Genomic DNA, 23773 nt, shown 5'->3' on the forward strand with positions numbered 1-23773 from the left:
GTTATTCACAATTTCAGGCACTATCTGCGTTGAGGCATTCCCTTCATTTTTTAGTATTTCAAACGCTGTATCGGCTAATTGAGTAAATACATCGGATACTGGTCTTCCATCGATTGATACATAAAGTGAACTCATTTTCCTTCTCCTAGTAAATTTTTAGCTAAACCCTCATGGTTCAGTTAAATAGTAAGATGGAGAAATTCACTTGTGTATTACAGATTATTACATGGCTTGAGTACAGAATGCTGTGCAGCAGACATAAAAAAACCGAGCTCGTTGGCTCGGTTTATTATTGGATAGTATTACTCTTTAATCTTAGCCTTCAACGAAAGTGCTTCTTCTTGCACTTCTTCTGGGCCATTTTCGATCACATCTTCAATGGCTTGTAATGCAGCATCAAAGTCGTCGATTTCAATATATGCCCTTGCAAGGTCTAGTTTTGCTGAGTATCCGCCACTTTCGGCATCAACATCTGTTGGGTTGTCACCTGCGAGTAATTCATTAAAATCACTAAGCCCTACATCCATATCAACCTCATCGTAAGGTTCATGGTCTAATGCTTCATCGTCGCTTTGCTCAAGTAACGAGTCAATATCAACAAACTCATCGCCTGTAGACTCAGGCTCTTGAGCTGCTGATACATTATCCTCAGGCTCTGGCTGTGCGTCGTTTTCAACCTGCAAGTCTTCATTTAACAGTGCGTTAAAATCAACATCAAACTCACTGGCATCTGCAATGTCGGCTTCATCTGGCTCTGCTAGCTCATTTAGCAGCGCATCAAAGTCTGTTTGAGTTAAATCAGCCATGAAATCATCGTCGATTTCATCATCAGATAGCGTAGTTAAGTCATCACTGCCCACAATTTCTGATTCAATGTCTGCGATGGTGTCAGCTTCGTCTTCATGTTCAAGCTCAATATCGTCAAGGTCTAGCTCAAACTCCGCTTCGCTCTCAAGGTTATCGCTATTATCTGCAGCTGTCGGCAGCTCAGACTCAGCACTTGTACCCACTGCATCATTTGACTCTGTTAAGTCATCTTCAGATTCTAGAGCATCTTGCTCAGTAAACTCATTATCTAGCAACAACTCATCGTCAAAGTCATCCTCTAACTGATTAAGTTCATTACCACCCGCCAGTGAATTTGCAAGATCTTGCTCTGCCTGACTTGGTTGTAAAGATAAATCATCTTGGAACTCATCAATTGAGTCTTCTGACTCAAAACCAGCATCATCTAACTCAAGTTCAGGGTATTCATCAAGTTCTTGACTCGGTGTAACTGTGTCTTGAACGAGAGGCTCATCTTCAACGCCTAGGTCAAATTCATCTGTTAGTTGATCATCGGCAAGAGGATCGTCACCTAAATCTATTTCAACTTCTTCAATATCTTCTTGAGGTTCATCATCAATAGACCAGTCTGGAGCTGCTATATAATCATCTTCGTCTTCACCTATTTCACTTAATAATTCATCAACACTTTTTAGTGATGGATCATCAAATTCATCCAGTGAATCTTCGTCATCTAGTAGATCATCGGTGTCTTCGTTAAACTCGTGATTGAGCGCTTCATCAATATCGACTAAATCAGAAGCCACTGACTCAACATTCAAGTCGTCTATTGCTTGGTCTGCATCAGCTAGATCTTCTAGTGACTCTTGTAAACTCTCATCGTGTTCTTGGCTTTGGGCATCATCATGACTTAAGTCATCTATCTGAGCTTGTGTATCTTCTTTAAGTTCATTAGCCTCTTGAATTAACTGTTCAAGCTCATCATCTGAAACAGCTTCATCATCATCTTCTTCCAGTAGTGAGTCTAAGTCGCCCATATCTAAAGAGTCAGCTAACTCGTCCTCAGAACTGCTTGGCTGTGCTTGTTCAACTTCATCAAGTAAAGAATCTATATCGTCTTCTTCAAGTGCATCTTCTGAATCACTTTCTTCAAGATCACCTTCGTCGATTAATTCATCAACCTCAGGCTCTTCAGCTACTGCGTCTTGCTCGGCTACATCGTCGATTAAAGAGTCAATGTCATCGGTATCAAGGCTATCTTCATCGTCTTGCTCGTCGACTAGCTCATCAACCGCAGGCTCTTCAGCTACTACATCTTGCTCGGCTACATCGTCAATTAAAGAGTCAATGTCATCGCTATCAAGGCTATCGTCATCATCTTGCTCGTCGACTGGCTCATCAACCGCAGGCTCTTCAGCTGGTGCCTCTTGCTCGGCTACATCGTCGATTAAAGAGTCAATGTCATCGCTATCAAGGCTATCGTCATCGTCTTGCTCATCGACTAGCTCATCAACCGCAGGTTCTTCAGCTGGAGCCTCTTGCTCGGCTACATCGTCGATTAAAGAGTCAATATCATCGCTATCAAGGCTATCGTCATCGTCTTGCTCGTCGACTAGCTCGTCCACCGCAGGCTCTTCAGCTGGTGCCTCTTGCTCGGCTACATCGTCGATTAAAGAGTCAATATCATCGCTATCAAGAGTATCTGAATCGTCTTGCTCATCGACTAGCTCATCAACCACAGGCTCATCTGCTGGTGCGTCTTGCTCGGCTACATCGTCGATTAAAGAGTCAATATCATCGAGATCAAACGTATCGTCATCGTCTTGCTCATCGACTAACTCATCAACAACAGGCTCTTCTGCTGGTGCGTCTTGCTCGGCTACATCGTCGATTAATGAGTCAATATCATCGAGATCAAACGTATCGTCACCGTCTTGCTCATCGACTAACTCATCAACCGCAGGCTCTTCAGCTGCTGCATCTTGCTCGGCTACATCATCGATTAAAGAGTCAATGTCATCGATATCAAGAGTATCTGAATCGTCTTGCTCATCGGCTAAATCATCAACCGCAGGCTCTTCTGCTGGTGCCTCTTGCTCGGCTACATCGTCGATTAAAGAATCAATATCATCGAGATCAAACGTATCGTCATCGTCTTGCTCATCGGCTAAATCATCAGCCTCAACTTCCTCTGCGGTATCATCTATTGACGCATCAAGGTCGTCTTCGTCTAACTCATCTTCGTCAATTAAGTCATCAATATCACTTTGCTGTGCAGGCTGTTCGTTTTTAGTTTCTTCTATTAACGAATCAATATCATCAGAGTCGTCTTCTGCTTGTGTATCATCAATTAGACTATCAATATCGAAATCGTCTTCATCAATGAGTTCTGCTTCTACATTGCCTGCTGTTGGTTGCTCATCGGCAGCATCGAGTAAGTCATCAATATCATCTAAATCAACGTCTTGATTATCATCTGCACTCGCATTTTGCTCATCAATTAAACTATCAATATCAAAATCATCTTCAGCAAGCTCTTCACTTAGAGCCGCCATATCTTCATTTGTATCATCAAGTGAATCATCTGCATCATTGTCGAACAAGTCATCAATATCGTCAGCACTTAAAATATCGCCCGATAAGTCAGTATCTGACTGTTCACTATCCAGATCTATTTCATCACCTAAACTATCGTCTGTTTGGTCAAAATCTTGCTGTAAAAATGCATCCAAATCATCGTCGTCAACGCCCGCTGTCGACTCATCAGCAAACTCAATATCATCGCTAAGCAAACCGTTTAGTTCATCTTGATTTAATACGCTATCGTCGTCATCGAAACTATCATCAATACTGTCGTCGAAAATAATATCATCGTCTGGCAGCATATCTTGATCGTCATCTAATCGGACACTTAGTTCGTCATCATCGTCTGAAGGCTCAGGGACAAGTGGATCAGTTTCTACAATTGGATCAAGATCATCATCTGGCGTATGGACAGGGCTTTGCGGTAAAAACTCATCGTCATCAATATCATCAGTTTCGCTGCTATTGCGTTTTTTCAAGAACATCACAACGGCTGCAATTATCAGCAAAGCCGGTAGAAACATTAAAGCACCGAGAACAAATGGGTTACTCAGAATAGACGAAAAATTAAACCCACTGTTCTCTTCAATCTTTTTTGCTCTTTGCTGCTCTATAATTTCGTTTTGCTTGGCTATCAGCTCTTTAAGCTGCTTTTGGATTTCACTGTCTTGACCAAGTTGATCCCGAACAGTCTCAAGCTCCTTAGATATACCCGTTAACTGTTTTTTTAGTTTGTTATTCTCTTCTAAAATTTCTTCTACATTCTCGACCGACGATTTAAATTGCTTTTGCAACTCAACAAGCTGAGTGCCTTGCTCTGCTTTGATCGTATTTATTTCTTGTTTAAGCTCTTGTTTTGCTTCGTCTACATCGACTTTACGAGCCTGCGTTACATTCTTTTGTGATTCATTTATTTCAGCAGTCGTTAACGTGCCGTTTTTCTTTTTTTCCCATAATTCATCATCTTGCTCTGAGCGCGCTTTTGCTAACGTGGGATTGACCGCACGCATCTCTGCAATTGTTGGGATTTTAAGGTATGCGCCATCGCGCATATGATTAAGGTTTTGGTCTAAAAAAGACGACGGATTTTTGTCATACAATGCTTGCATGACTTGATAAATAGAAACTGAGTTATCAGGACGAATTTTTGCGGCAATACGCCATAACGTATCAGTTGGCTTTATTGGGCCAATTGATCGCCCTTGCTCACCATAGTCGACCCCTTTAGGGCCTTTAAGTGTGGAGCCTTCATCAGAGTATGTCGGTGTAACCACCAATGCAGACGCTAATATGAAGAGTGTTGCTAAACCGCGCATGCTGATCCTTTATGTTTTAAATGTTAACGCAGCAACCTTGGTTGCTTAAACATCAAGTAATTCTTGCAGAATTGATTCTTAATTATGCTTTCTTGCAAGCTCTATTCCAGCTGCAGACTATAAACCAGATGCTAGGCAATATCCATCGCAACACTTTGAAAGTAAATAGCTTAAATATCTACGGCTGAGAGTTTTATTTATTGTTATTGTTAAGTTTATACGCTTTTACAGCGTATGCGGCAATAATTTGGCAGTGAATTCACAAAAAAAGCGGCAAATTGCCGCTCTCTTTCACTTATAGCTCAGCCAAAATCATCAGATTTACAAATAATTTGCGATTAGCTCTTCAGCAATCTGCACACTATTTGTTGCCGCACCTTTACGTGTGTTATCACTAACAACCCACATATTTAAACCATGTGGATGCGAAATATCGGCACGTAAACGCCCTACATACACAGTATCGTTGCCGCTAGCGTCAGACACTGCTGTTGGGTAATCCGCTAAGTCTTCAATAAACTCAACACCTGGTGCATCGTTTAATAGCTGCTTCACATGTTCGATATCTACCGGCATACGCGTTTCAATATTAATCGCTTCACTGTGACCAAAGAACACAGGTACACGAACACAGGTAGGGTTAACCACTACGCTGTTATCACCTAGGATTTTTTGTGTTTCGTTCACCATTTTCATTTCTTCGCGTGTATAACCGTTATCTTCAAAGCTGTCGATTTGCGGGATCACGTTAAAAGCGATTTGTTTAGGGAAAACAGCATTATCCATCGGGCGCGCATTCATTAAGTTTGCTGTTTGCTTAGCAAGTTCATCAACCGCTTCTTTGCCTGCACCTGATACTGCTTGATAAGTTGAAACATTAATGCGGTCAATACCATAAGCATCATAAATTGGCTTTAACGCCACCAGCATTTGAATAGTTGAGCAGTTAGGGTTTGCAATAATATTGCGGTTTCTGAAATCAGCTAAACTCGATGCATTCACTTCAGGAATGATTAATGGCACATCGAAGTCATTACGAAAGTGTGAGGTATTATCAATTACCACACAGCCAGCATCTGCCGCAATCGGTGCGTATTTTTCAGAAACACTACCGCCTGCTGAAAATAAACCAATGTGAGCTTGGCTAAAATCAAATTCTTCAACATCGATTACTTCAATGCTTTCACCGCGAAATTGAATTTCTTCACCAGCACTGCGGCTGCTTGCGAGTAAAAATAATTGGTCAACTGGAAACTTACGATCTTCTAGGGTTTCGATAATTTGACGACCCACTAAACCAGTGGCACCTAATACGGCTACATTAAATTTTTGCGACATGTGTTTTCCTCTGTTGAATAAAGCAAATGGCTTTATTCGTTAATTCTAAATCCCAGTGCAGCTAATACGCCTTCACATGCACTGTTGGCAGCCACCGATAAAGTACTAAACTCTCGTCGTGGCGGGTAATTCTTGCGTAAACTATCAAAGCCTTCGCTTGCTAATTTACTTCGTAAAATGCCATCGTCACGACGCACATCATAAATTAGATGCACTAAGCGACCTATATCGTCTAGGTTAAAGGTTTCACCTAGTGTGACACAGTGGCTGATTGGCTCCGGTAAAAAATCGTCCAGAGACTTAAGCGCTGCGATGCCTTCAAGCTCACACACTTGCTGATACAGCATTTGTGTGCCGCGAGCTTTGCCTTCGAGTGTATGCCCTGCAATATGCACACTGGCATAACGCACATAATCAAGCAAAGGAGTCAGTATATTGGGTTCATTTTCCCAAACATCAAGCACGCAATCTAATTGGGCACCTTGTTCAAACAATGCTAGCAATGCTTGGTTATCAATTACATCACCACGGCTTGCATTGATAATTGTCATTCCAGGCTTAAGTGCCTTTAAGCGTGTTTCATTAAGCATGTGCAAGGTTTTATGCGGCCCCTGCTTAACTAATGGCACGTGAAAAGTCACAATATCAGCTTGAGCTAGTAATGTGTCTAACTCAATGTGTTCTGCAAGTTCACCAGCTTCATGCTTTGGTGGGTCACATAGCAACACATTAATACCAAGCAAGCTTAACTTATCACGTAAGCAGCTTCCTATACTGCCAACACCAACTATCCCTATGGTTTTACCCTGTAATGAGCTGGCATTTTCTTGGCTCAAGGCATATAAGCTACTAATAACATATTCAGCTACCGCCACGGCATTACAACCAGGGGCGCTGCTAAATGCGATATTTCGCTCAGCAAGTAATTCGGTATCAATGTGATCAACACCTATGGTTGCTGTGCCCACAAATTTTAATTTATCTGCTTGAGTTAGTAGGGCTTTATCTACATTGGTCACCGAGCGAGTTAACAAAATGTCGACTCCAACTAGCTGCTCTGGTTGTAGATTACGGCCATCAAATCGCTCAACATCACCAAAATCGGCAAAGTACTGCTCAACCAATGGCATATTTTGATCTGCAAGAATTTTCATTTGTGTGTCCGAGAGGCAGAAAGTGGCGCTATTGTAGCGAATTTATCGGTATTCGGATAGGTAACAACTAAGACGATTTTGGGGTTATTTATACCCAAACCACCTCAAGGTGCGAGTTTCAGTTGGAATTAAAAGCGAGAATGAAAAAGCCGAGCAATTGCTCGGCTTTAAGCAAATACTGGAGAGGTTTAACCTTTATATTTGCTCATTACGAGAGTGGCGTTCGTGCCACCAAAACCAAAGCTGTTAGACATAACTGTATTTAGTTCAACGTCTTTACGCTCAGTTACGATATTTAGACCTTGTGCTTGCTCATCCAGTTCATCTATGTTGATTGATGGAGCAACAAAGTTATGCTCAAGCATTAATAGCGAGAAAATTGCTTCGTGTACGCCTGCTGCACCTAAAGCATGACCTGTCATCGCCTTAGTTGCACTGATCATTGGAGAGTTACCACCAAATACTTCTTGGATAGCGCCAAGCTCTTTAACATCGCCAACTGGTGTTGAAGTACCATGCGTATTTAAGTAATCAATACCACCTTCAAGGCCTTGCATTGCTTGCTTCATACAACGTACAGCGCCCTCACCTGATGGAGCTACCATGTCATAACCATCAGAAGTTGCACCGTAGCCTGTGATTTCTGCATAGATGTGCGCACCACGAGCAAGTGCATGCTCTAATTCTTCAACAACAACGATACCGCCACCGCCAGAGATAACAAAACCGTCACGGTTTGCATCGTATGTACGTGATGCTTTCTCTGGTGTTTCATTGTACTTAGTAGACAATGCACCCATTGCATCGAATTCCATTGCAAGTGTCCAGTGAAGCTCTTCACCACCACCTGCAAAAATAACGTCTTGCTTACCTAGTTGAATTTGCTCAACCGCATGACCAATACAGTGTGCCGATGTCGCACACGCAGAACTGATTGAGTAGTTAACACCTTTAATTTTGAAAGGTGTTGCAAGACATGCAGAAGTCGTGCTCGCCATAGTACGTGGTACCATGTAAGGACCAACACGTTTTACGCCTTTTTCACGTAAAATGTCAGCTGCCTCAACTTGCCACTTAGACGAACCACCACCTGAACCCACTAATAAACCAGTGCGCTCGTTTGAAACTTGCTCTTCACTAAGGCCAGCATCTTCAATTGCTTGTGCCATTGAGATATAAGCGTATGCAGCTGCATCGCCCATAAAACGCATTGCTTTACGATCAACAAACTCTTTAACATCAATATCGATTTTGCCCGAAACGTTACTACGTAGGTTGTAGTCGGCAAATTCCTGGTTGAATGCAATACCACTGCGGCCTTGTTTTAATGATTCTAATACTTCTTCTTTGTTGTTACCGATGCTTGAAACAACACCGATGCCCGTAATAACGGCTCTTCTCATGGGTAATTACCTTAGCTCTATACTAAATTGTGTTCTATTTTACGCTGAAATTACTTTCGAAGTGGTCAGCTTTCTAGCGTACACTTGTACTCTGAATGTCTAGCTTATAAATAACGCCAGACTATTTCAAAGAAAACACGTAAAATAATTAAAAAAAGTTTGTAGTTAATTAGTTAAACCATGATCAAAAACGCACATATTCATTTTAATCACCTTGGTACCCCTGTCGCCGATCAGTTTGACGATGTTTATTTCTCTAACGACGATGGCTTAGCCGAATCACATTATGTTTTTTACCAACAAAACAATATCCCGCAACGATTACAAAATCATGACCGTAACCACTTTGCCATTGCTGAAACAGGCTTTGGTACTGGGCTTAACTTTTTAAATACCTGGCAACATTTTGCTGCTCACCTTGATAGGCAGCATGCAGAGCTAGAAGTTCAAAATCAACACGACCTTAGTGGCAATAAATGCGTAAATAGACTGCACTTTATCTCATTCGAGAAATACCCTATTAAGCGTGATGACCTCACACAAGCACTTAAAGCCTGGCCTAATTTAAGCGATTATAGTGAGCAACTGATTGCTCAATACCCTATTAATTTGGCCGGTTGTCATCGTCTTGAATTTGCTGGCGGCAAGCTAATACTCGACCTTTATTTTGGTGACGTACAAGACAGCATCGATACCATGAGCTACCCAAGTGAAGGAGTTATCGATGCCTGGTATTTAGATGGCTTTGCTCCAAGTAAAAACCCAGATATGTGGCAGCAAAGTTTGTTTAACAAAATGCGAACTATTTCAAGAGCAAATGCCACACTCGCCACTTTCACTGCCGCAGGCTTTGTCAGAAGAGGGCTAATCGAAGCAGGCTTTAAAATGAGTAAAGCTAAAGGCTATGGTAAAAAACGCGAAATGCTGATTGGCGAGCTAACCGAGCCTAATCAGCAACAATCAGGACCAGCGTATTTTGCTCACCAACGAAGTGAACTGAGTAATGTAGCTGTTATCGGCGGCGGTATTGCCAGTAGCTGCGTACTGTATTCACTGGCTAAAAGAGGCCTGAATGCCACACTTTTTTGCCAAGATAAAGCCCTTGCCATGGGCGCTTCACACAATGTACAAGGAGCTGTTTATCCGCATTTACAAGCGAAGAATTCACCGCACAGTGAAATGTTTGCCCATAGTTTTTTATATGCGATGCGTCTTTATCAGCAATTGCTTGATGATGGTTTTGACTACCCTCACCAGTGGTGTGGTGTATTGCAACATGCGGTTAAACAAGGCCTAGCTGATAAACATCAAAACCTTGCCGATAAAGAACTTTGGCCAACTGAATTAATGCGCAATGTAAGTGCCGAAGAAGGTGACAAAATTGCCGGTGTAGAAACGGGCTACTCAGGTGTATTCTTTGCAAAAGGCGGTTGGGTAAATCCACCAGCACTTGTTACAGCATTATTTAAAGCAGCAAACTCCTTAAGTGCGAGTAACAATAGTAAAATAGATAGCCACTTTAATTGCCATATTGAAAAACTCGAAAAAACCGCTGACGGCTGGCTTTTACACAGCAAAGAGCAAACATTTGGGCCTTTTAGCGATGTAATTAACTGTGCAGGTGAACACAGTGACCAGTTTAGCCAAACTCACGCACTGCCTGTTGTTGGTGTGCGCGGCCAAGTCTCGCATGTGCAAGCAAGCGAGCAGTCAAAACGCCTAAAGACAGTGCTTTGCCATAAGGGCTATTTTACTCCTGAATATCATGGCCATCATTGTATGGGCGCAACCTTTGAAAAAAACTCAAAAAGCCGTGAAGTTAAAGAGCAAGACAACCATACCAATCGCGAACAACTATTAAGTTTTTACAAAGACAGCGAGTTTGCAACGACCTTAGGTGAAATAACAGCGGCAAAAGCAGCTGTAAGATGTACCTTCATCGACCATCTACCTATGGCTGGTGAGTGGGCTGAACAAAGTGATTATATAAATGCGTTTGCCAATCTACGCTTGGGTAAGCGTTATCAATACCAAGCTTTAACGAAACCTCAGCAGGGCTTGCATGTGCTTACTGGCTTTGGCGCAAGAGGCCTGTGTAGTGCCCCTTTGTGTGCTGAGCATTTAATTGCTTGTTTAAACAATGAACCAAGACCATTTAGTGAACGTGTGAGCCAAGCTATTCACCCCGCCCGCTTTATTGTACGCGATTTAATTCGCAATAAAATTTAGCGGTTGGATGGGGCTTTAATTAGCCCCATTATTGTTCTTGATTACAATTTCGTTTTTAGTTTCCCCTTTAAAAATAATTCCTCACCCCAAGGTCTTTACTTACACAGTAATTAGAAGGAGTTTGATATGAAGACCTTAATCATTGGCGCCACAGGTCAAATAGGTAAAATGACCACCGAAAAAATGCTGGCAAGCGGTCATGACGTAGTGGCTCTGGTTAGAGACAAGAGCAAACTGAGTACGCTTGAAAATAATAATTTAACGATTGTTGAGCAAGACCTCGAAAACGATTTTAGTCGCGCATTCGAGGGCGTTGAACAAGTAATTTTTAGTGCTGGATCTGGTGGTTCAACAGGTGCAGATAAAACCTTATTAATTGATTTATGGGCCGCTGTTAAAGCGATTAATTATGCGGCAGATGCCAAGGTTAAGCACTTTATTATGGTCAGCTCAATTGGTGCTGATGCCCCAGACAACATTGAAAGCAGTATAAAACCGTATTTAGTTGCTAAGCACATGGCTGACCAGCATTTAATCAATAGCAAATTAAATTACAGCATAGTCAGACCTGGCACTCTGTTAAATGATGCAGCAACGGGATTATTAACCACCACACGCCCTGCAACCCGCCAAGATGCGGTGATCAACCGTGAAGATGTGGCCGATACCCTGCTATACCTTGCTGAACATACACCGAAAAAGCCAAGAGTGTTTGAATTGTTTAATGGTGATAAATCAATCGACAGCCTTCTGAGCGATTGAATACGTATGCATAAGAAATAAGATTGAGAAAGCGCGTAAAGCACTTTAGTTTATTGTTTACATAATAATAACAAAGGTGCTTTATGCGTCATTTTGCTTTTCTTTTTTGCTTTGCTTTTACGTCGGCTTGTTTCGCCGCACCGGTAAAAGTACAAAGCTACAGTGGCGATACCTCCCTTCCCCACAAATTATTGATCAGCGCCATTGAACGTGCTGGCTTAGAGTATGTTCATCCTTACGAAACCAATAAAGATATCTCTAATGCACGTATCTTAAACGATGTAAAAAACAACCAGCTGGATGTGATGTGGAGCATGACATCTACTCAGTTAGAGCAAGATTATCAAGCTGTTTATATTCCCTTGTTTCGTGGCTTACTTGGCATGCGAGTCGCGATTGTGAAAGCACAAAATCGCGAGCTGTTTAGCTCGGTAACTAGTTTACAAGATTTAAAACGCTTCACCGCTGGGCAAGGTAAAACTTGGCCAGACACGAAAATATTAAAAGCGAATCAACTGCCCGTTGTTACCACATTAAAATACCCTAACTTGTTTCCAATGCTTGAGGGCGAGCGCTTTGACTACTTCCCACGTGGGGTGAATGAACCTTGGGATGAAATTGCCAATCACTCAGAGCTTAACCTCACTGTTGAGCCATACTTAGTTATTAAGTACACCGCACCACTTTACTTTTTCGTCAACAAAAACAATCACACACTACATAAACAGCTAAATGATGCCCTAAACGAGATGATTGCCGATGGCACATTTAACGCCATGTTTTTGGCAGACAGCCAAGTACAAACGGTTTTATCAAAAGCCAATTTAAGCTCGCGTCGCGTTATTGAGCTAGATAACCCAACGTTATCGTCGAACACACCTAATAAAAATAGCCCTTTGTGGTTTAACCCATTTCAATGAGCGCACAATGAAATCATTAAAATACAAAATGACTTTGGCACTGTCTTTGTGCCTTTTACTAAGCGTGATCTTCGTGATCAGCGCAAACTACCTGCTGGCAAAGTCGAATCAGACACAGCAATGGCAAGATGACATCACTGCCCTTAATGAGCAAATGCAGGTTATTTTAGCTGAACCGGTATTCTCTTATGATGAGCCGTTAATCAATCAGATTATTAAAGCTTTTTCGCAAAACAAACATGTACATAGTATTTCAGTGACAGATCATCGCAATAAGCCACTTGCCGCTATCGCTAAACAAAGCAATAGTGCATCGGTTAGCAAAACTATTGATTTGCACTATTTAGATAATTTAATAGGTCATATAAAAATTGGTTACTCACAACAAGCACTGCATAGCACTATTGCTGAATCAACACGAACCATGTTTATTACCTTGCTAGTCTCTTTTATCGCCTTGGGTGTGGTGATTATTTATATCGTGCGACTGTTAGTGATAAAACCAATCGATAGCGTAAATAGCCTTGTTGATGAAATTGTCAAAGGTGAAGGCGACCTAACAAAACGCATTAGCTACCAATCGAATGATGAAATTGGCTATTTAGTTGATGGTTTCAATCGCTTTATAGCGCAAGTACAAGAAATAATTACAGAGCTAGGCAGCACAGCCAGTGAGCTTGAAATGATTGCCAGCACAGTAAACGAAGCATCTGTGCGCTCTAAAAACGAAGCCGAGCTTGAATATAACCGCACAGATTCTGCAACCAATGCGCTTAGTCAGTTAAGTGAAGCAACCAAAGAGATTGCCCAAGGAGCTAATCAAACCGCGCAGCAAACCACCGACGTTCATCGCTTATGCCAACAAGGCGAACAAAATATGAATGCCAATGGCAACATGGTTGACGAATTAGCTGCACAACTTGACCATACATCAAACGTAGTTAAACAACTAAACGCCAGTAGTAATGAAATTAGCCAAGTGCTCGATGTTATAAAAAGTATTGCCGAGCAAACCAATTTACTGGCTTTAAATGCTGCTATTGAAGCAGCTCGTGCAGGTGAATCTGGTCGTGGCTTTGCTGTGGTAGCCGATGAAGTAAGAGCGCTTGCTAGTAAAACCTATGATTCAACGTCTGAGATTGAGTCGATTATTGTATCGCTACACAATAATACCTCTGATTGCGTAACCGCTACGGAGCAAAGCAAGTCACTGAGCGATAAAGTGAGCCAAGCAAATCAAAAAAGCCAAGCAGTGTTTAAAGATATTGCTAAACAAATCAATACCATTAATCAAATGAACGAGAGCGTTGCAGCAAGTTCTGAAGAGCAAACCAGTGTGACCGCTGATATATTAAATACCATGCAACTCATTAACCAAGGCGCTAAGAGCCTATCGCAAGAAGCTCAACACCTTGATAACACCATAGGCCAGCTTAACGAATTAGAGCGCGGCATCGTTGCTAAACTGGGTTTATTTAAATATTAAAAGCCATGATCCCCTGCCACGCAAGTTGCAGGGAAAGCACCGTTAACACTAAACGAAAAATCTTTTTAAATTTATCTGACGAAATGCGGTGCAATAACTTAAGGCCAAACCAAGTACCTAAAGCGCCGCTAACTATCATGAGCATAACCAGCGGCAACCACTGCCAAAATGCAAACCCGACAGCCCCATATAAAATCGCTTTTAAGGTATGTTGCACTGTCATGCAGCTTGAGAATGTGGAGGTAAATTTAAGCTTATTATAATTATTTACATATAAGCAGCTGCCAACCAAAGGCCCACTTGCCCCTACAAACATCGAGATAAACGTGGTCCAAAGCCCAGCGAGAACACGCCATAACTTTGAGGTTTCTCTAAGCTTCGGCGTAACTCCCCACAGTAAATAAAGCACAAAGGCGGCAACGACTATTTTCATTAATTCAAGCGGAATTGATGTGACAATCGTTGAAGCAACCAGCGCACCTATGACTCCCCCTAAAGAGAAGTACACAAACATAGCACCATCAATATGTTTAAACGTGAACAAAAAGCGGTTTGCATTAGAGCCTAACTGCACTAAGCCATGAACAGGAATAACCACACTCATAGGAAGCATAGTTGCCATGATCACCAGCAACATTAAACCGCCACCCGCACCAAAAGCTGCTGAAATCATTGAAGTAAAGCCGGCAACCACAATGAGCATTATTGTGCTGATCGGACTTAATAAATCTCCACCCAAAAACTGCCAACTGAACAAATCCATTGTTATGCTTTAAATAGTGTGTTTGATCTAACGCTACCATGACTCACCACTATTAGCGACAAATTGGAAAATCGTTTCGACTAAAAGACCATATCAACCAAAAGAGAAGTGCCCCTAAATTCACAACTGGTCAGACTTGTGGTTTATTTTGTTAAACCGATGGTATATAACTATGCCCACAACACAATAAAATTAAAGGCACAGCATGACACTGATGAATGTAAGTACACAAGGATCTGTTGCTATATTAACTATGACAACAGCTGAAAATCGCCACAATCCTGCTTTTGCAGAGGCCTTTTTAACTTGCCTTGACGAAATCGAAAGTAACCCTGAACACAAAGCACTGGTGATCACTTCAAGCAGCGAAAAATCATGGAGTTTAGGCATAGACACCGATTGGCTTATGCCCGCATTAAAAACACAAAAATTTGCAGAAGTAAGTGGCTTTATGCACTCAATGGACGCGGTATTCAAACGCCTATTACTGTTCCCAATGCCAGTAATCGCAGCGATAAACGGCCATGCATTTGGTAATGGCGCAATTTTATCGTGCGCCTGTGATTTTAGGTTTATGCAAAGCGACCGTGGTTTCTTCTGCTTCCCCGAAGTGGACTTATCAATTCCGTTTTTACCGGGCATGCTCGCCTTCATTAAAAAAGCCATTCCAGACTATCGTTTTAACGAGATGATGCTAACGGGCCGCCGTGTTACTGCAGACGAACTTGCCGCTGATCATGTTATCGAACAAGCCTGCCCAGACAACGAAACCTTGTTAAATACCGCCCTCGAATTTGCCAGCCAATTCGATAAAAAACGCGCTATTTTCGCCGAGCACAAAAAGCGCCTACACAAACACATCATCGACACCATAGATATAGAAAACAAACCGATTATTGATACCGTTCAGTTGATTGTTTAGAATTTTCTAAAATTGAATTCAAGGCTGATGAGCCAAAGATTGCCACAATTCACATAGAGGGATAGAGAGTTAATTTCTATTCCTATTTAATTTCAACGATACTACTTTCCTTTCGTAATATCAGTTAACGCAAACTTGGTGAGCAACATTAAATCCTTAGAAAACGAAGCTGGCAGCAAAGATAGTACAAACTTAATCAGCGTAGACTTACATTGCCTTAATCCAAATTTATCACTTAAATTCCAAATTGGGTTACTCGGATCTGCATACTCCGCATATTGAAATAGCTTTTCAAAAAATGCCTCTATAGAATTAAAAGCTTTTATTTCAATTAGTTCTGACAAGTGACAAACTATTGCTTGTGAGTAATCTACAAATACTTTATCTGCACTTGTTCCTCTTTTTACACTAACTAAAATAAGATCTATCTCTCCGCTAAACTTCCAGCTAGTTTCAGACTCAAGTAAACGTCTATCTTCATCAAATCTAGTGTCAGAATAAGTCCAATATTTTTCTCCTACTAAAACTCCATCATTGTTTACTTCATCACTTTCTTTGAAACCTGCGCAATAGATATCTATATAGTTATTTGACCGCTTATCAAAATAGTCAAGATTATTAGAAATTAAAGTTTTATTTTTATCAATAGTATTTCTTGAGAATAGAAATGCTATCAACTTCACATTATTTTCATTGAATCGTAAAAAAATATCTTCCTCTTTTCTTTTTGAAGATGAAGCATGCAGCATGTAATTAACAGGAGTAAAATCACTAACTAATTTATCTATATCTATATAATCATTCTGGTTACTTAATTTGATGATATCTTCCAAGATTGAATTTGACTTTTTCTCTTGAAAGGTATTTTTTTTCAATACACTCAGCATTTCTTTACTTCGATCAATTTGTAATTTAATCATATATTCTTGGGCTTCAATATGCCCTTTTTTAGAGGCGAGCTGTATGAACTCTTCTGACTGTTTTTTATCTATTTTTAGATCCGTTGTGAGAAACCTCTTTCCTTTTAGTAACAATAGGCCAAATTCAAATAATGCTTGAGGATCTCCATTGTTACTATCTCTCTTTAGCTTTAGGAAATCATTTTCTTCTTGAACTAGCTTTTTGTAGCTTTTCGAATATTTTTTCTCTAAAATTTCTATAGCTTTTTTACATCCTAACTTCGCAGCATTTGATAATAACTCTTTAGATTTTATTGCATCCTTTTTGTAATGGCCTATGTTTTTAAAATGCTTCCCTACCCGGTAGACTTCAGATAAACGGAATAACGCCTCAGGATCATTTTTTTGGGCTAATTTTTCTAATTTAACTATGTCAATATCATCCATTATGACCCCCGATATAACATTTACAGAAATATATTTTGCAATAGAATCTTTCAATTAAGATATTCTTGTTACTTTAAGTTGAATACTTCCTTGGTTATTACGGTACAGGGACCAAACATCATTTGGAAAAGCATAAAAATACCCTGAAGATTCAACTTTTAAAGCGTTAGGTTTATTTTGATGCCTAGGAAGCGCAACATACTGATGCGGATGAGGACTGCCATCATTTGGTACTGCTTTTTCTTGGTTTGAATCATTAGCAATACAGCCCACAGCTATAAACCAAGGCATATGCTCTATTCGCTTGGTTCCCCAAAAATCTGTAGATCTATTTTCTGTTGCTTGCTTAAATTTGCGCTCTGTCATCCCCCAAATAGACGATGCAAATCTAATAATATCGCCAGCTGTTAACTTGCCATCTTCTGTCCCTAACCAGTCGCACACATCTTTGCTATCTTGCCAACATCCTTCAGATTCAAAAATATATCGCTGCCCTTTTTCCATATAAATATAGGTAGGAGTCCAATGCTGCTTTGCAAAGATATTTACTTGTGAAGATTCATTTTTTGCTAATTTTATTGTTGGCCAATATTCAGGATGCTCTATAGGCGAGACTGCTTGTCGTTGAAACACACTTTCATGGAAGTGCGCTTGGTTTTCAGCAACAACACAGTCGATATTTCGAGGTCGTGATCTAAACTTAGCAAAAATGCCTTTATAAGAGTTGTGTAACACACCTGCGGGATTTGGCTTCAATTGCTCAAATATTCCGTCTCTAAAAACTAATCCAGCTTCGGCTGCTTCTTTTAACATCCATTCAAGTGTTATATCTGATAAGTCAGTATTGCTGTATCCACCGCCCACATCAGAGTGCACGCCCGGAAACCATTTTTCTTTAACGTCACGATCACTTGCATACTCAGTCCAGCGAGTAACACAAAAGCTACTCCTTTTTTCATCCATAGCCATTGCATGCCTAGCAATATTTATATGTTTGCCAAGCGTGGTATCGTGGAAACGCCATGAGGCAGGATTATCTAATAAGTTAAAAAGCTCCATATCATTAGGAATACCTAGCGCCCCTACGGTATCCCATACACCAATAAAATGAATCGGTAGAGCAGCTTTGTGATTTAAAAACTGGCTGGGTTCAATAGTTTTAACACCTGATTTATAGTTATCAAAATGCTTATGAACATGCTCCCATTGTTCCTCACTTTTATCTATTTTGCTAAAATCAAGCAAGCCTAGATTAAGTAGCCCGCCTAAACTTCTTGCTGTAAAGGCGCCGCGACTAAAACCAAATATATAGACTTTATCACCATCGCAATAGTTATTTGCCAACCAGTAATAGGCACTACAAATATGGCGCTTAATGCTTTTTCCTAAAGCTCCATCAACAATCGAATCTTTTAAACCTGTTTCTTCACCACCAAGCCCTGGGTGGTAATATGCTTTTTGTAACTCCCCCATACCATCTTTTTTTGCTAGAGCATGGTAAAGCTTTACAACATTTGTGGGTGCGGGTATGCCGTTATCTTCTTGACTTGGGTTATTCCAGGTTCCGTCACAACAAATAATTAAATTAGCCATAAGTACATCCTTGTATGTTCATTTGTCTAACTTATCTAGGCAACGGCCTCTATAAAGTCAAAATTTAACCACTTCAATAATGTAATTTAGGAATTTTCTGAGAAGGTACTTTTAAGAGGAAACAGTTTCACATTCTTAGTTCAACTGTTGTAACCGATTGGTTTTTGAAATAAAAAAGGCTGCTCTGAGAGCAGCCTTTTTCATATTTGGTGGAGCTGGGGGGATTTGAACCCCCGTCCGAAAAGCCTCGACCTTTGGTACTACATGCTTAGTATCGTCTTTTAGTTAACCTTTACAGCTCGGACGAACACGATCTGCAAAGGCGAGGCCGCTTAGTTTTAGCCCTTCAACCCCGGCCAGGGTTTCCGCAGCGAGTCTGTGTAGGGTGACACTTCAGAACCGGGTCCACAGACATACACCGGAGAAGTGCTAGCGGGCTATTATGCCGCTAGAGCGTAGTTATCGTCGTTTGCGATTACTTTAAATTGCGGCTTTTTTACGAGGCCAACCGCACCTCGACATGCACCTCGGGCGTCTTGAATTCCGTCGAATCCTAATCAGCCCCTGAATTTGGTATCTCATTCAGAGTGTGCAAGCAGTATAACTGAGTAAGTCGTTTTTACTCAAGGCATTAATGAGGTTATTTTTGCTAAGTCCCTTTGAATGCTGAAATTTCAAACAGGAAATATCAGTTTTTATACATATTTTTACATTTAATGCATACATTATCTTAACATAGTACAAAAGTTGTGCTGAAATGGGGGTTGTTGTTACCTCTACTATAAAAATCCTGTAGCAACACATAACTATAATAACAAGCCGTATTTTACAGGACTTACTAAATGTCGATGTTTACCTTCGATAAGCAAAGTGGTGATGTCTCTTTGCAAGAACACCCACGAGATGCAGGTTTTCCTATCAATAGTGCACAATTGATAGAAGCGATTGAACAATCGCCTTATGCTAATTTTGAGTTAGTAGATGCCAATATCGGCAAGCTATTCACGCCAAGTAGCCATTACCAAACTCAGTCTTTGATTGTTGCTAAAGCTGTAGATGCACAGTTAAAAATTAGCATTGATGAAAAAAACATGGTGGTTGAAGCAAGTATAACAACTGCCCGCGGTGGAAAAATTATCAGCATGGACTGTGCTAAAGCAATGCTGGCTGAAGCCGGTGTTGTAAAAGGTATTAGTATCCGAGCGCTTGATACATTTTTAGGGCAACAATTTAAACAGCCCCCCGGCGCCCATTACTCCGCTATTATTGCACATGGCAGAATGCCCAAAGAAGGCACTGATGCTAAATTCGTGCGTTTATGCTCAACAGCACAAGACCGCGTATTAAGCCCACAAGAAACCACTGGCGGTAAAGTGGATATGCGCAACTTAGGTGCCATTATCACAGTTAAGCCTGGGACGCCGTTAATGCAGCGAGTTCCTGCAACCGGTGGAGAAGATGGCTTTACTGTATTTGGTGATGTTTTACCCGCTAAACCCGGAAAAGATCTCCCTCTTGAACCATTCGAAGGCACACGAATTGACCCAGCTAATAGCAATATGCTGATCGCGGATGCTAAAGGGGTGCCTGTTGCCCTACCCCGTGGTATGCGTGTTGATGATGTATTGTGTTTTCATCATGTTGATGTAAGTACAGGTCATGTTGAGTTTGATGGCAGTGTTATTATCAGTGGTGATATTAAAGATGGTATGTTCGTTAAAGCAACGGGCGATATTACAGTATTAGGTTTTGTCGAATCTGCGACTATTGAAAGCAAGAGCGAAGTGACAATTATGCTAGGTGCGATTGGTCGTAAACGTGATAATGCAGATTCCTTTACTTGCAATATTACCGCCGAGCGCACTATTTCTGTTGGTTATGCTCAATATTGCCACATTAAAACACAGCAAGATCTGTTTATAGAGCGCCAAGCATTGCACTGTGATTTAAGTGCTAGACGACTTATTCGTGTAGGCAAAGCGAACAATCCTCGCGGTAAAATTATTGGTGGCAATATTTTAGATGCTATGCGAATTGAAACAGGCGAGCTTGGTGCGCCATCAGGCACCAAAACTCGTGTTTTTATAGCGCAGTACTGGCATGATTTACGCCAAAAACAGCAGCAAATTAATGACTTTGAAAAGTTATTAGCGACAAAAGCCGCAGCTCTACAGCAAGCACGAAAAAAGGCCAGTAAAATACCAGACCCAGCCCAGCGTGCGCATTACATTAATAAGATCACCGCCAGTGAGCAGCAAATTAAGTTAAAAACGGCCAGTACGAAAAAGAAAAAGCATTTGGTCAAACTAAAAATTTCACGATTACTAGCAACAAGCAGGCTTAAAGTAAATGAGTTGATGCACCCAGGGGTGGAGCTTAAGATTGCGCAAGAGAGTAAACAGTTTTCACGTATCTACCCTCCTAATATGCTGCGCTATGTTGAAGGAAAAATTACTCAGTCGTTTTAGCGGCTGAGTCTTGTTCTTCTTCAGTTACTTCGGTTTCTGGTAGCGGCCAACCACCAAGTTGCTGCCAGCGATTAACGATCAAACAAAATAGCTCGGCGGTGCGTTCGGTATCATAAAGCGCTGAGTGAGCTTGTTTGTTATCAAACTCAATGCCAGCAGCTCTACATGCTTTGGCTAAAACGGTTTGCCCTAACGCAAGCCCTGCAAGTGAAGTGGTATCAAAGCTAACAAATGGATGAAATGGTGTACGCTTAATTTTACAACGCTCAATCGCTGCATTTAGAAAGCCATGATCAAACGCTGCGTTATGTGCTACAACCACTGAACGCTGACAACCTGCTGCTTTTTGTGCCTTGCGCACAACTTTACAGATCTCTTTAATCGCTTCTTCTTCTGGTACAGCACCACGTAAAGCTGAAAACGGATCAATACCATTAAACTCAATAGCCGCTTGCTCGATATTCGCGCCTTCAAATGGCTCAACATGAAAATGAACTGTGTGATCAATACTTAACACACCGTGTTCATCCATTTTTAATACAGATGCGGCAATTTCTAATAGCGCATCGGTGTCTTTATTAAAGCCTGCAGTTTCAACATCAATCACAACAGGAAAAAAGCCACGAAAGCGTTTTGCGAAAAGAGTTTGTTCAGTATTTTCCATAGTCTTCTTGGTTTGCCAGTGTAAGCTGGCTATTATGTCAAAAACCACGGCTGCTCTGCTAGGGGTAATACACTGAAATCGTATATTCTTAACAAGTTTTTAGGCACATTATTTGCTTTAAACTAATCAGCTAGCGCTGTGCTATGCAGTTTTAACTATTTAGCACACAAACTTGCCAATTAATTGGCATTGATGATTTGTTGGAGATTTACCGTGATGAAGTTTTCATTACTCCCTTTAAGTTTAAGCCTTATGTCGCTATTTGCTGCCACACATACAAGCGCAGCTATGCGTGAGTACACTGCAACAGCAGACACTTCTAACTGGAATATGGTTAAAACATCTCGCTTAGAATGCCAATTAAATCATGAAGTTCCTTACTATGGTGAGGCTATTTTTAGCACCACGGCCAGTAAAAATAAAGACGTTAACTTTAATCTTGATATGGTTGTTAGGCCAGATAACTACAGCATTGCTGGCTTAAAAGCAGTGCCACCACACTGGCGTGCAGGCATCCCAGCCCGTGATTTAGCTAATATGAAGCTGTTACGAAAGTTTGACGGCGAACTGGGTAATAAAACTGCGTGGGAGATGCTCACAGAACTTGAAAAAGGTTACCAACCGACATTTTATTACCAAGACTGGCAAAACAGTGCCGACAAAATTGCCGTTGGCTTATCAAGTGTTAACTTCAAGCAAGCCTACTGGGCATTTTTACAATGTCGCGATGCCATGTTGCCCTACAGTTTCGAAGATATTTCGTTCACTGTAATGAATTACGAACCAAACAGCAGCAAATTAACTAAGACATCACAAAAGCGTTTGGAGAAAATAGCTGAATACTTAAAGTACGATACGAGTATTGCCTCTATATCAATCTCGTCTTACACCGATAGTTACGGCGGCCGCTGGAATAACCTCGAATTATCTAAAAAGCGCGCAAAAGCGATTAAAGACTATATAGTTAGCTTAGGTATTGATGAAAATAAAATTGATACTGAAGGATATGGTGAAAAACGCCATGTTGCCAGTAACGACAACATTCTTGGCCGGAACACAAACCGCCGTTTAGTGATTCAAATTGCTAAAATGTAGCAGCCGCTATTGCGGCTACTCGCTTTAACCCATTTCTAATGGCTTGATACCTTTAAAACGTTTTATCCATTTATCGCCAAACTGGAAGAACGCTAGGCTTATCATAATAACCGTTGCACCAATTACCAGCTCTTGATCTATTGGTTCATCGTTTAATAAGCCGCCTATAGCAATTGCAAAGCTCGGTGTGATCAAGGTTGTTAATGCTACTGTACTCGCGTTCAATTTTTGCAATACATGAAAATAAGCCAGTGCACCAATTAATGAACCAAACACGCCTAAGTAAACAATTGAGTACAGTGATTTTGCGCTCCACATCTGGCTATTAAGTTGGCCATCTACCAGCAACCAAGTAATAAAAAACAGTGGCGTTACAAATACTAAAGCACCGAATGTGGTGGCCATTGGGTGAATAGCAATTCTTACCCGTTTGATCATCACGCCACTTAAACTAAAAAAGCACACTGCCATAAATACATATAGCAGACCACTAAGCTGCTCTACCCCACCTTGAATATGGCGCTGACTCACTAAAAATAAGCCAATTAAGGCGCAACCAAGTGCCGCAAGTTTAACCGCACTGAACTTAGGTTCGTTCAAGATCTTTTGCGCAAGTAAGCCCGACAAAATTGGCGCTAAACCAAACATCAATGAGATTAACCCTGAAGGCACCGTTTTAGCGGCCATGTAGCTTAATAACATGCCACCAAAAATACCAATGCTCGAATAGCCATAGAGGAACAAAGCGCGGCGATGCCAAGGCACTCGGATATTAGCCACAGCAACGACAAAGGCAGCCAACACCAGTCCCACCAGCATGCGTAAAAACACGGCTAGGGTCGGCGCTACCGTTTCACTACTCCAAACAATACCCAGTGGTGTTGTTGACCAAATCACCACCATTAAAAAATATGAGGCTTTAACAGGCACAAGCTTATTCCTTTA

At 41.1% G+C, this 23773-nt stretch carries 16 protein-coding genes and 1 other RNA gene; 7 read left to right on the forward strand and 10 right to left on the reverse strand.

Features of this window, described 5'->3' with window-relative positions; translation table 11 throughout:
• Positions 1–302 precede the first annotated feature (302 nt).
• The 4 genes from NH454_RS00135 to fabB all read right to left on the reverse strand — a co-directional run bounded on the left by NH454_RS00135 (position 303) and on the right by fabB (position 8580).
• Positions 303–4685 carry a FimV/HubP family polar landmark protein gene (locus NH454_RS00135; RefSeq protein WP_253038012.1) on the reverse strand — a complete coding sequence of 1461 codons (4383 nt, stop codon included), beginning with the start codon at positions 4683–4685 and terminating at the stop codon, positions 303–305.
• A gap of 321 nt (positions 4686–5006) precedes the next feature.
• Positions 5007–6023, reverse strand: a complete 1017-nt coding sequence (locus NH454_RS00140) for an aspartate-semialdehyde dehydrogenase (RefSeq protein ID WP_135924112.1) — start codon at positions 6021–6023, stop codon at positions 5007–5009.
• 32 nt (positions 6024–6055) lie between these two features.
• Entirely contained in the window at positions 6056–7177 is a 1122-nt protein-coding gene (locus NH454_RS00145; RefSeq protein WP_253038013.1) for a 4-phosphoerythronate dehydrogenase, read from the reverse strand.
• 188 nt (positions 7178–7365) lie between these two features.
• The gene (gene fabB, locus NH454_RS00150; RefSeq protein ID WP_135924110.1) at positions 7366–8580 is read right to left on the reverse strand and encodes a beta-ketoacyl-ACP synthase I; all 1215 of its coding nucleotides are present in this window, start codon (positions 8578–8580) and stop codon (positions 7366–7368) included.
• 180 nt (positions 8581–8760) lie between these two features.
• Here fabB and mnmC point away from each other — a divergent pair, with 180 nt between their 5' ends.
• The 4 genes from mnmC (at position 8761) to NH454_RS00170 (ending at position 13977) form a co-directional block, all read left to right on the forward strand.
• Positions 8761–10809, forward strand: a complete 2049-nt coding sequence (gene mnmC, locus NH454_RS00155) for a bifunctional tRNA (5-methylaminomethyl-2-thiouridine)(34)-methyltransferase MnmD/FAD-dependent 5-carboxymethylaminomethyl-2-thiouridine(34) oxidoreductase MnmC (protein WP_253038014.1) — start codon at positions 8761–8763, stop codon at positions 10807–10809.
• A gap of 126 nt (positions 10810–10935) precedes the next feature.
• Positions 10936–11571 carry an SDR family oxidoreductase gene (locus NH454_RS00160; RefSeq protein WP_135924108.1) on the forward strand — a complete coding sequence of 212 codons (636 nt, stop codon included), beginning with the start codon at positions 10936–10938 and terminating at the stop codon, positions 11569–11571.
• A gap of 83 nt (positions 11572–11654) precedes the next feature.
• Entirely contained in the window at positions 11655–12491 is an 837-nt protein-coding gene (locus NH454_RS00165) for a transporter substrate-binding domain-containing protein (RefSeq protein WP_135924107.1), read from the forward strand.
• A 7-nt stretch (positions 12492–12498) separates the two neighbouring features.
• Positions 12499–13977, forward strand: coding sequence for a methyl-accepting chemotaxis protein (locus tag NH454_RS00170; RefSeq protein WP_135924106.1), 1479 nt, complete (start codon positions 12499–12501; stop codon positions 13975–13977).
• Here NH454_RS00170 and NH454_RS00175 read toward each other — a convergent pair.
• Entirely contained in the window at positions 13967–14740 is a 774-nt protein-coding gene (locus NH454_RS00175) for a sulfite exporter TauE/SafE family protein (RefSeq protein ID WP_253038022.1), read from the reverse strand. The two genes, NH454_RS00170 and NH454_RS00175, sit on opposite strands and share 11 nt — an antisense overlap.
• Before the next feature lie 205 nt (positions 14741–14945).
• Between NH454_RS00175 and NH454_RS00180 the strand changes: the two genes are divergently transcribed.
• Positions 14946–15662: an enoyl-CoA hydratase/isomerase family protein gene (locus tag NH454_RS00180; protein WP_235383622.1), complete on the forward strand. Its 717-nt coding sequence runs from the start codon at positions 14946–14948 to the stop codon at positions 15660–15662.
• Between the two features lie 101 nt (positions 15663–15763).
• Here the strand turns inward: NH454_RS00180 and NH454_RS00185 are convergent, their stop codons facing one another.
• The 3 genes from NH454_RS00185 to ssrA form a co-directional block, all read right to left on the reverse strand.
• Positions 15764–17008: a hypothetical protein gene (locus tag NH454_RS00185; RefSeq protein ID WP_253038024.1), complete on the reverse strand. Its 1245-nt coding sequence runs from the start codon at positions 17006–17008 to the stop codon at positions 15764–15766.
• Positions 17009–17062: 54 nt separating this feature from the next.
• Positions 17063–18601, reverse strand: a complete 1539-nt coding sequence (locus tag NH454_RS00190; protein ID WP_235383620.1) for a DUF2235 domain-containing protein — start codon at positions 18599–18601, stop codon at positions 17063–17065.
• 207 nt (positions 18602–18808) lie between these two features.
• Positions 18809–19166, reverse strand: a transfer-messenger RNA (tmRNA) gene (gene ssrA, locus NH454_RS00195).
• Between the two features lie 277 nt (positions 19167–19443).
• On the opposite strand from ssrA, the gene NH454_RS00200 reads away from it, so the two are divergent.
• The gene (locus NH454_RS00200; protein ID WP_235383847.1) at positions 19444–21069 is read left to right on the forward strand and encodes a FapA family protein; all 1626 of its coding nucleotides are present in this window, start codon (positions 19444–19446) and stop codon (positions 21067–21069) included.
• Here the strand turns inward: NH454_RS00200 and rnt are convergent.
• Positions 21053–21733 (reverse strand): ribonuclease T, encoded by a 681-nt coding sequence (rnt, locus tag NH454_RS00205; RefSeq protein WP_135924092.1) that lies wholly within the window; start codon positions 21731–21733, stop codon positions 21053–21055. The genes NH454_RS00200 and rnt overlap by 17 nt on opposite strands.
• 216 nt (positions 21734–21949) lie before the next feature.
• Between rnt and NH454_RS00210 the strand changes: the two genes are divergently transcribed.
• A complete protein-coding gene (locus NH454_RS00210; RefSeq protein WP_253038133.1) occupies positions 21950–22828 on the forward strand; it encodes an OmpA family protein in 879 nt (292 codons plus the stop codon).
• A gap of 24 nt (positions 22829–22852) precedes the next feature.
• Here NH454_RS00210 and NH454_RS00215 read toward each other — a convergent pair whose 3' ends face one another.
• Positions 22853–23758: a DMT family transporter gene (locus tag NH454_RS00215; protein WP_135924091.1), complete on the reverse strand. Its 906-nt coding sequence runs from the start codon at positions 23756–23758 to the stop codon at positions 22853–22855.
• Positions 23759–23773: the final 15 nt, after the last annotated feature.

Source organism: Pseudoalteromonas sp. Ps84H-4 (genome assembly GCF_024124645.1).
GTDB classification, from domain to species: Bacteria; Pseudomonadota; Gammaproteobacteria; order Enterobacterales; family Alteromonadaceae; genus Pseudoalteromonas; species Pseudoalteromonas lipolytica_C.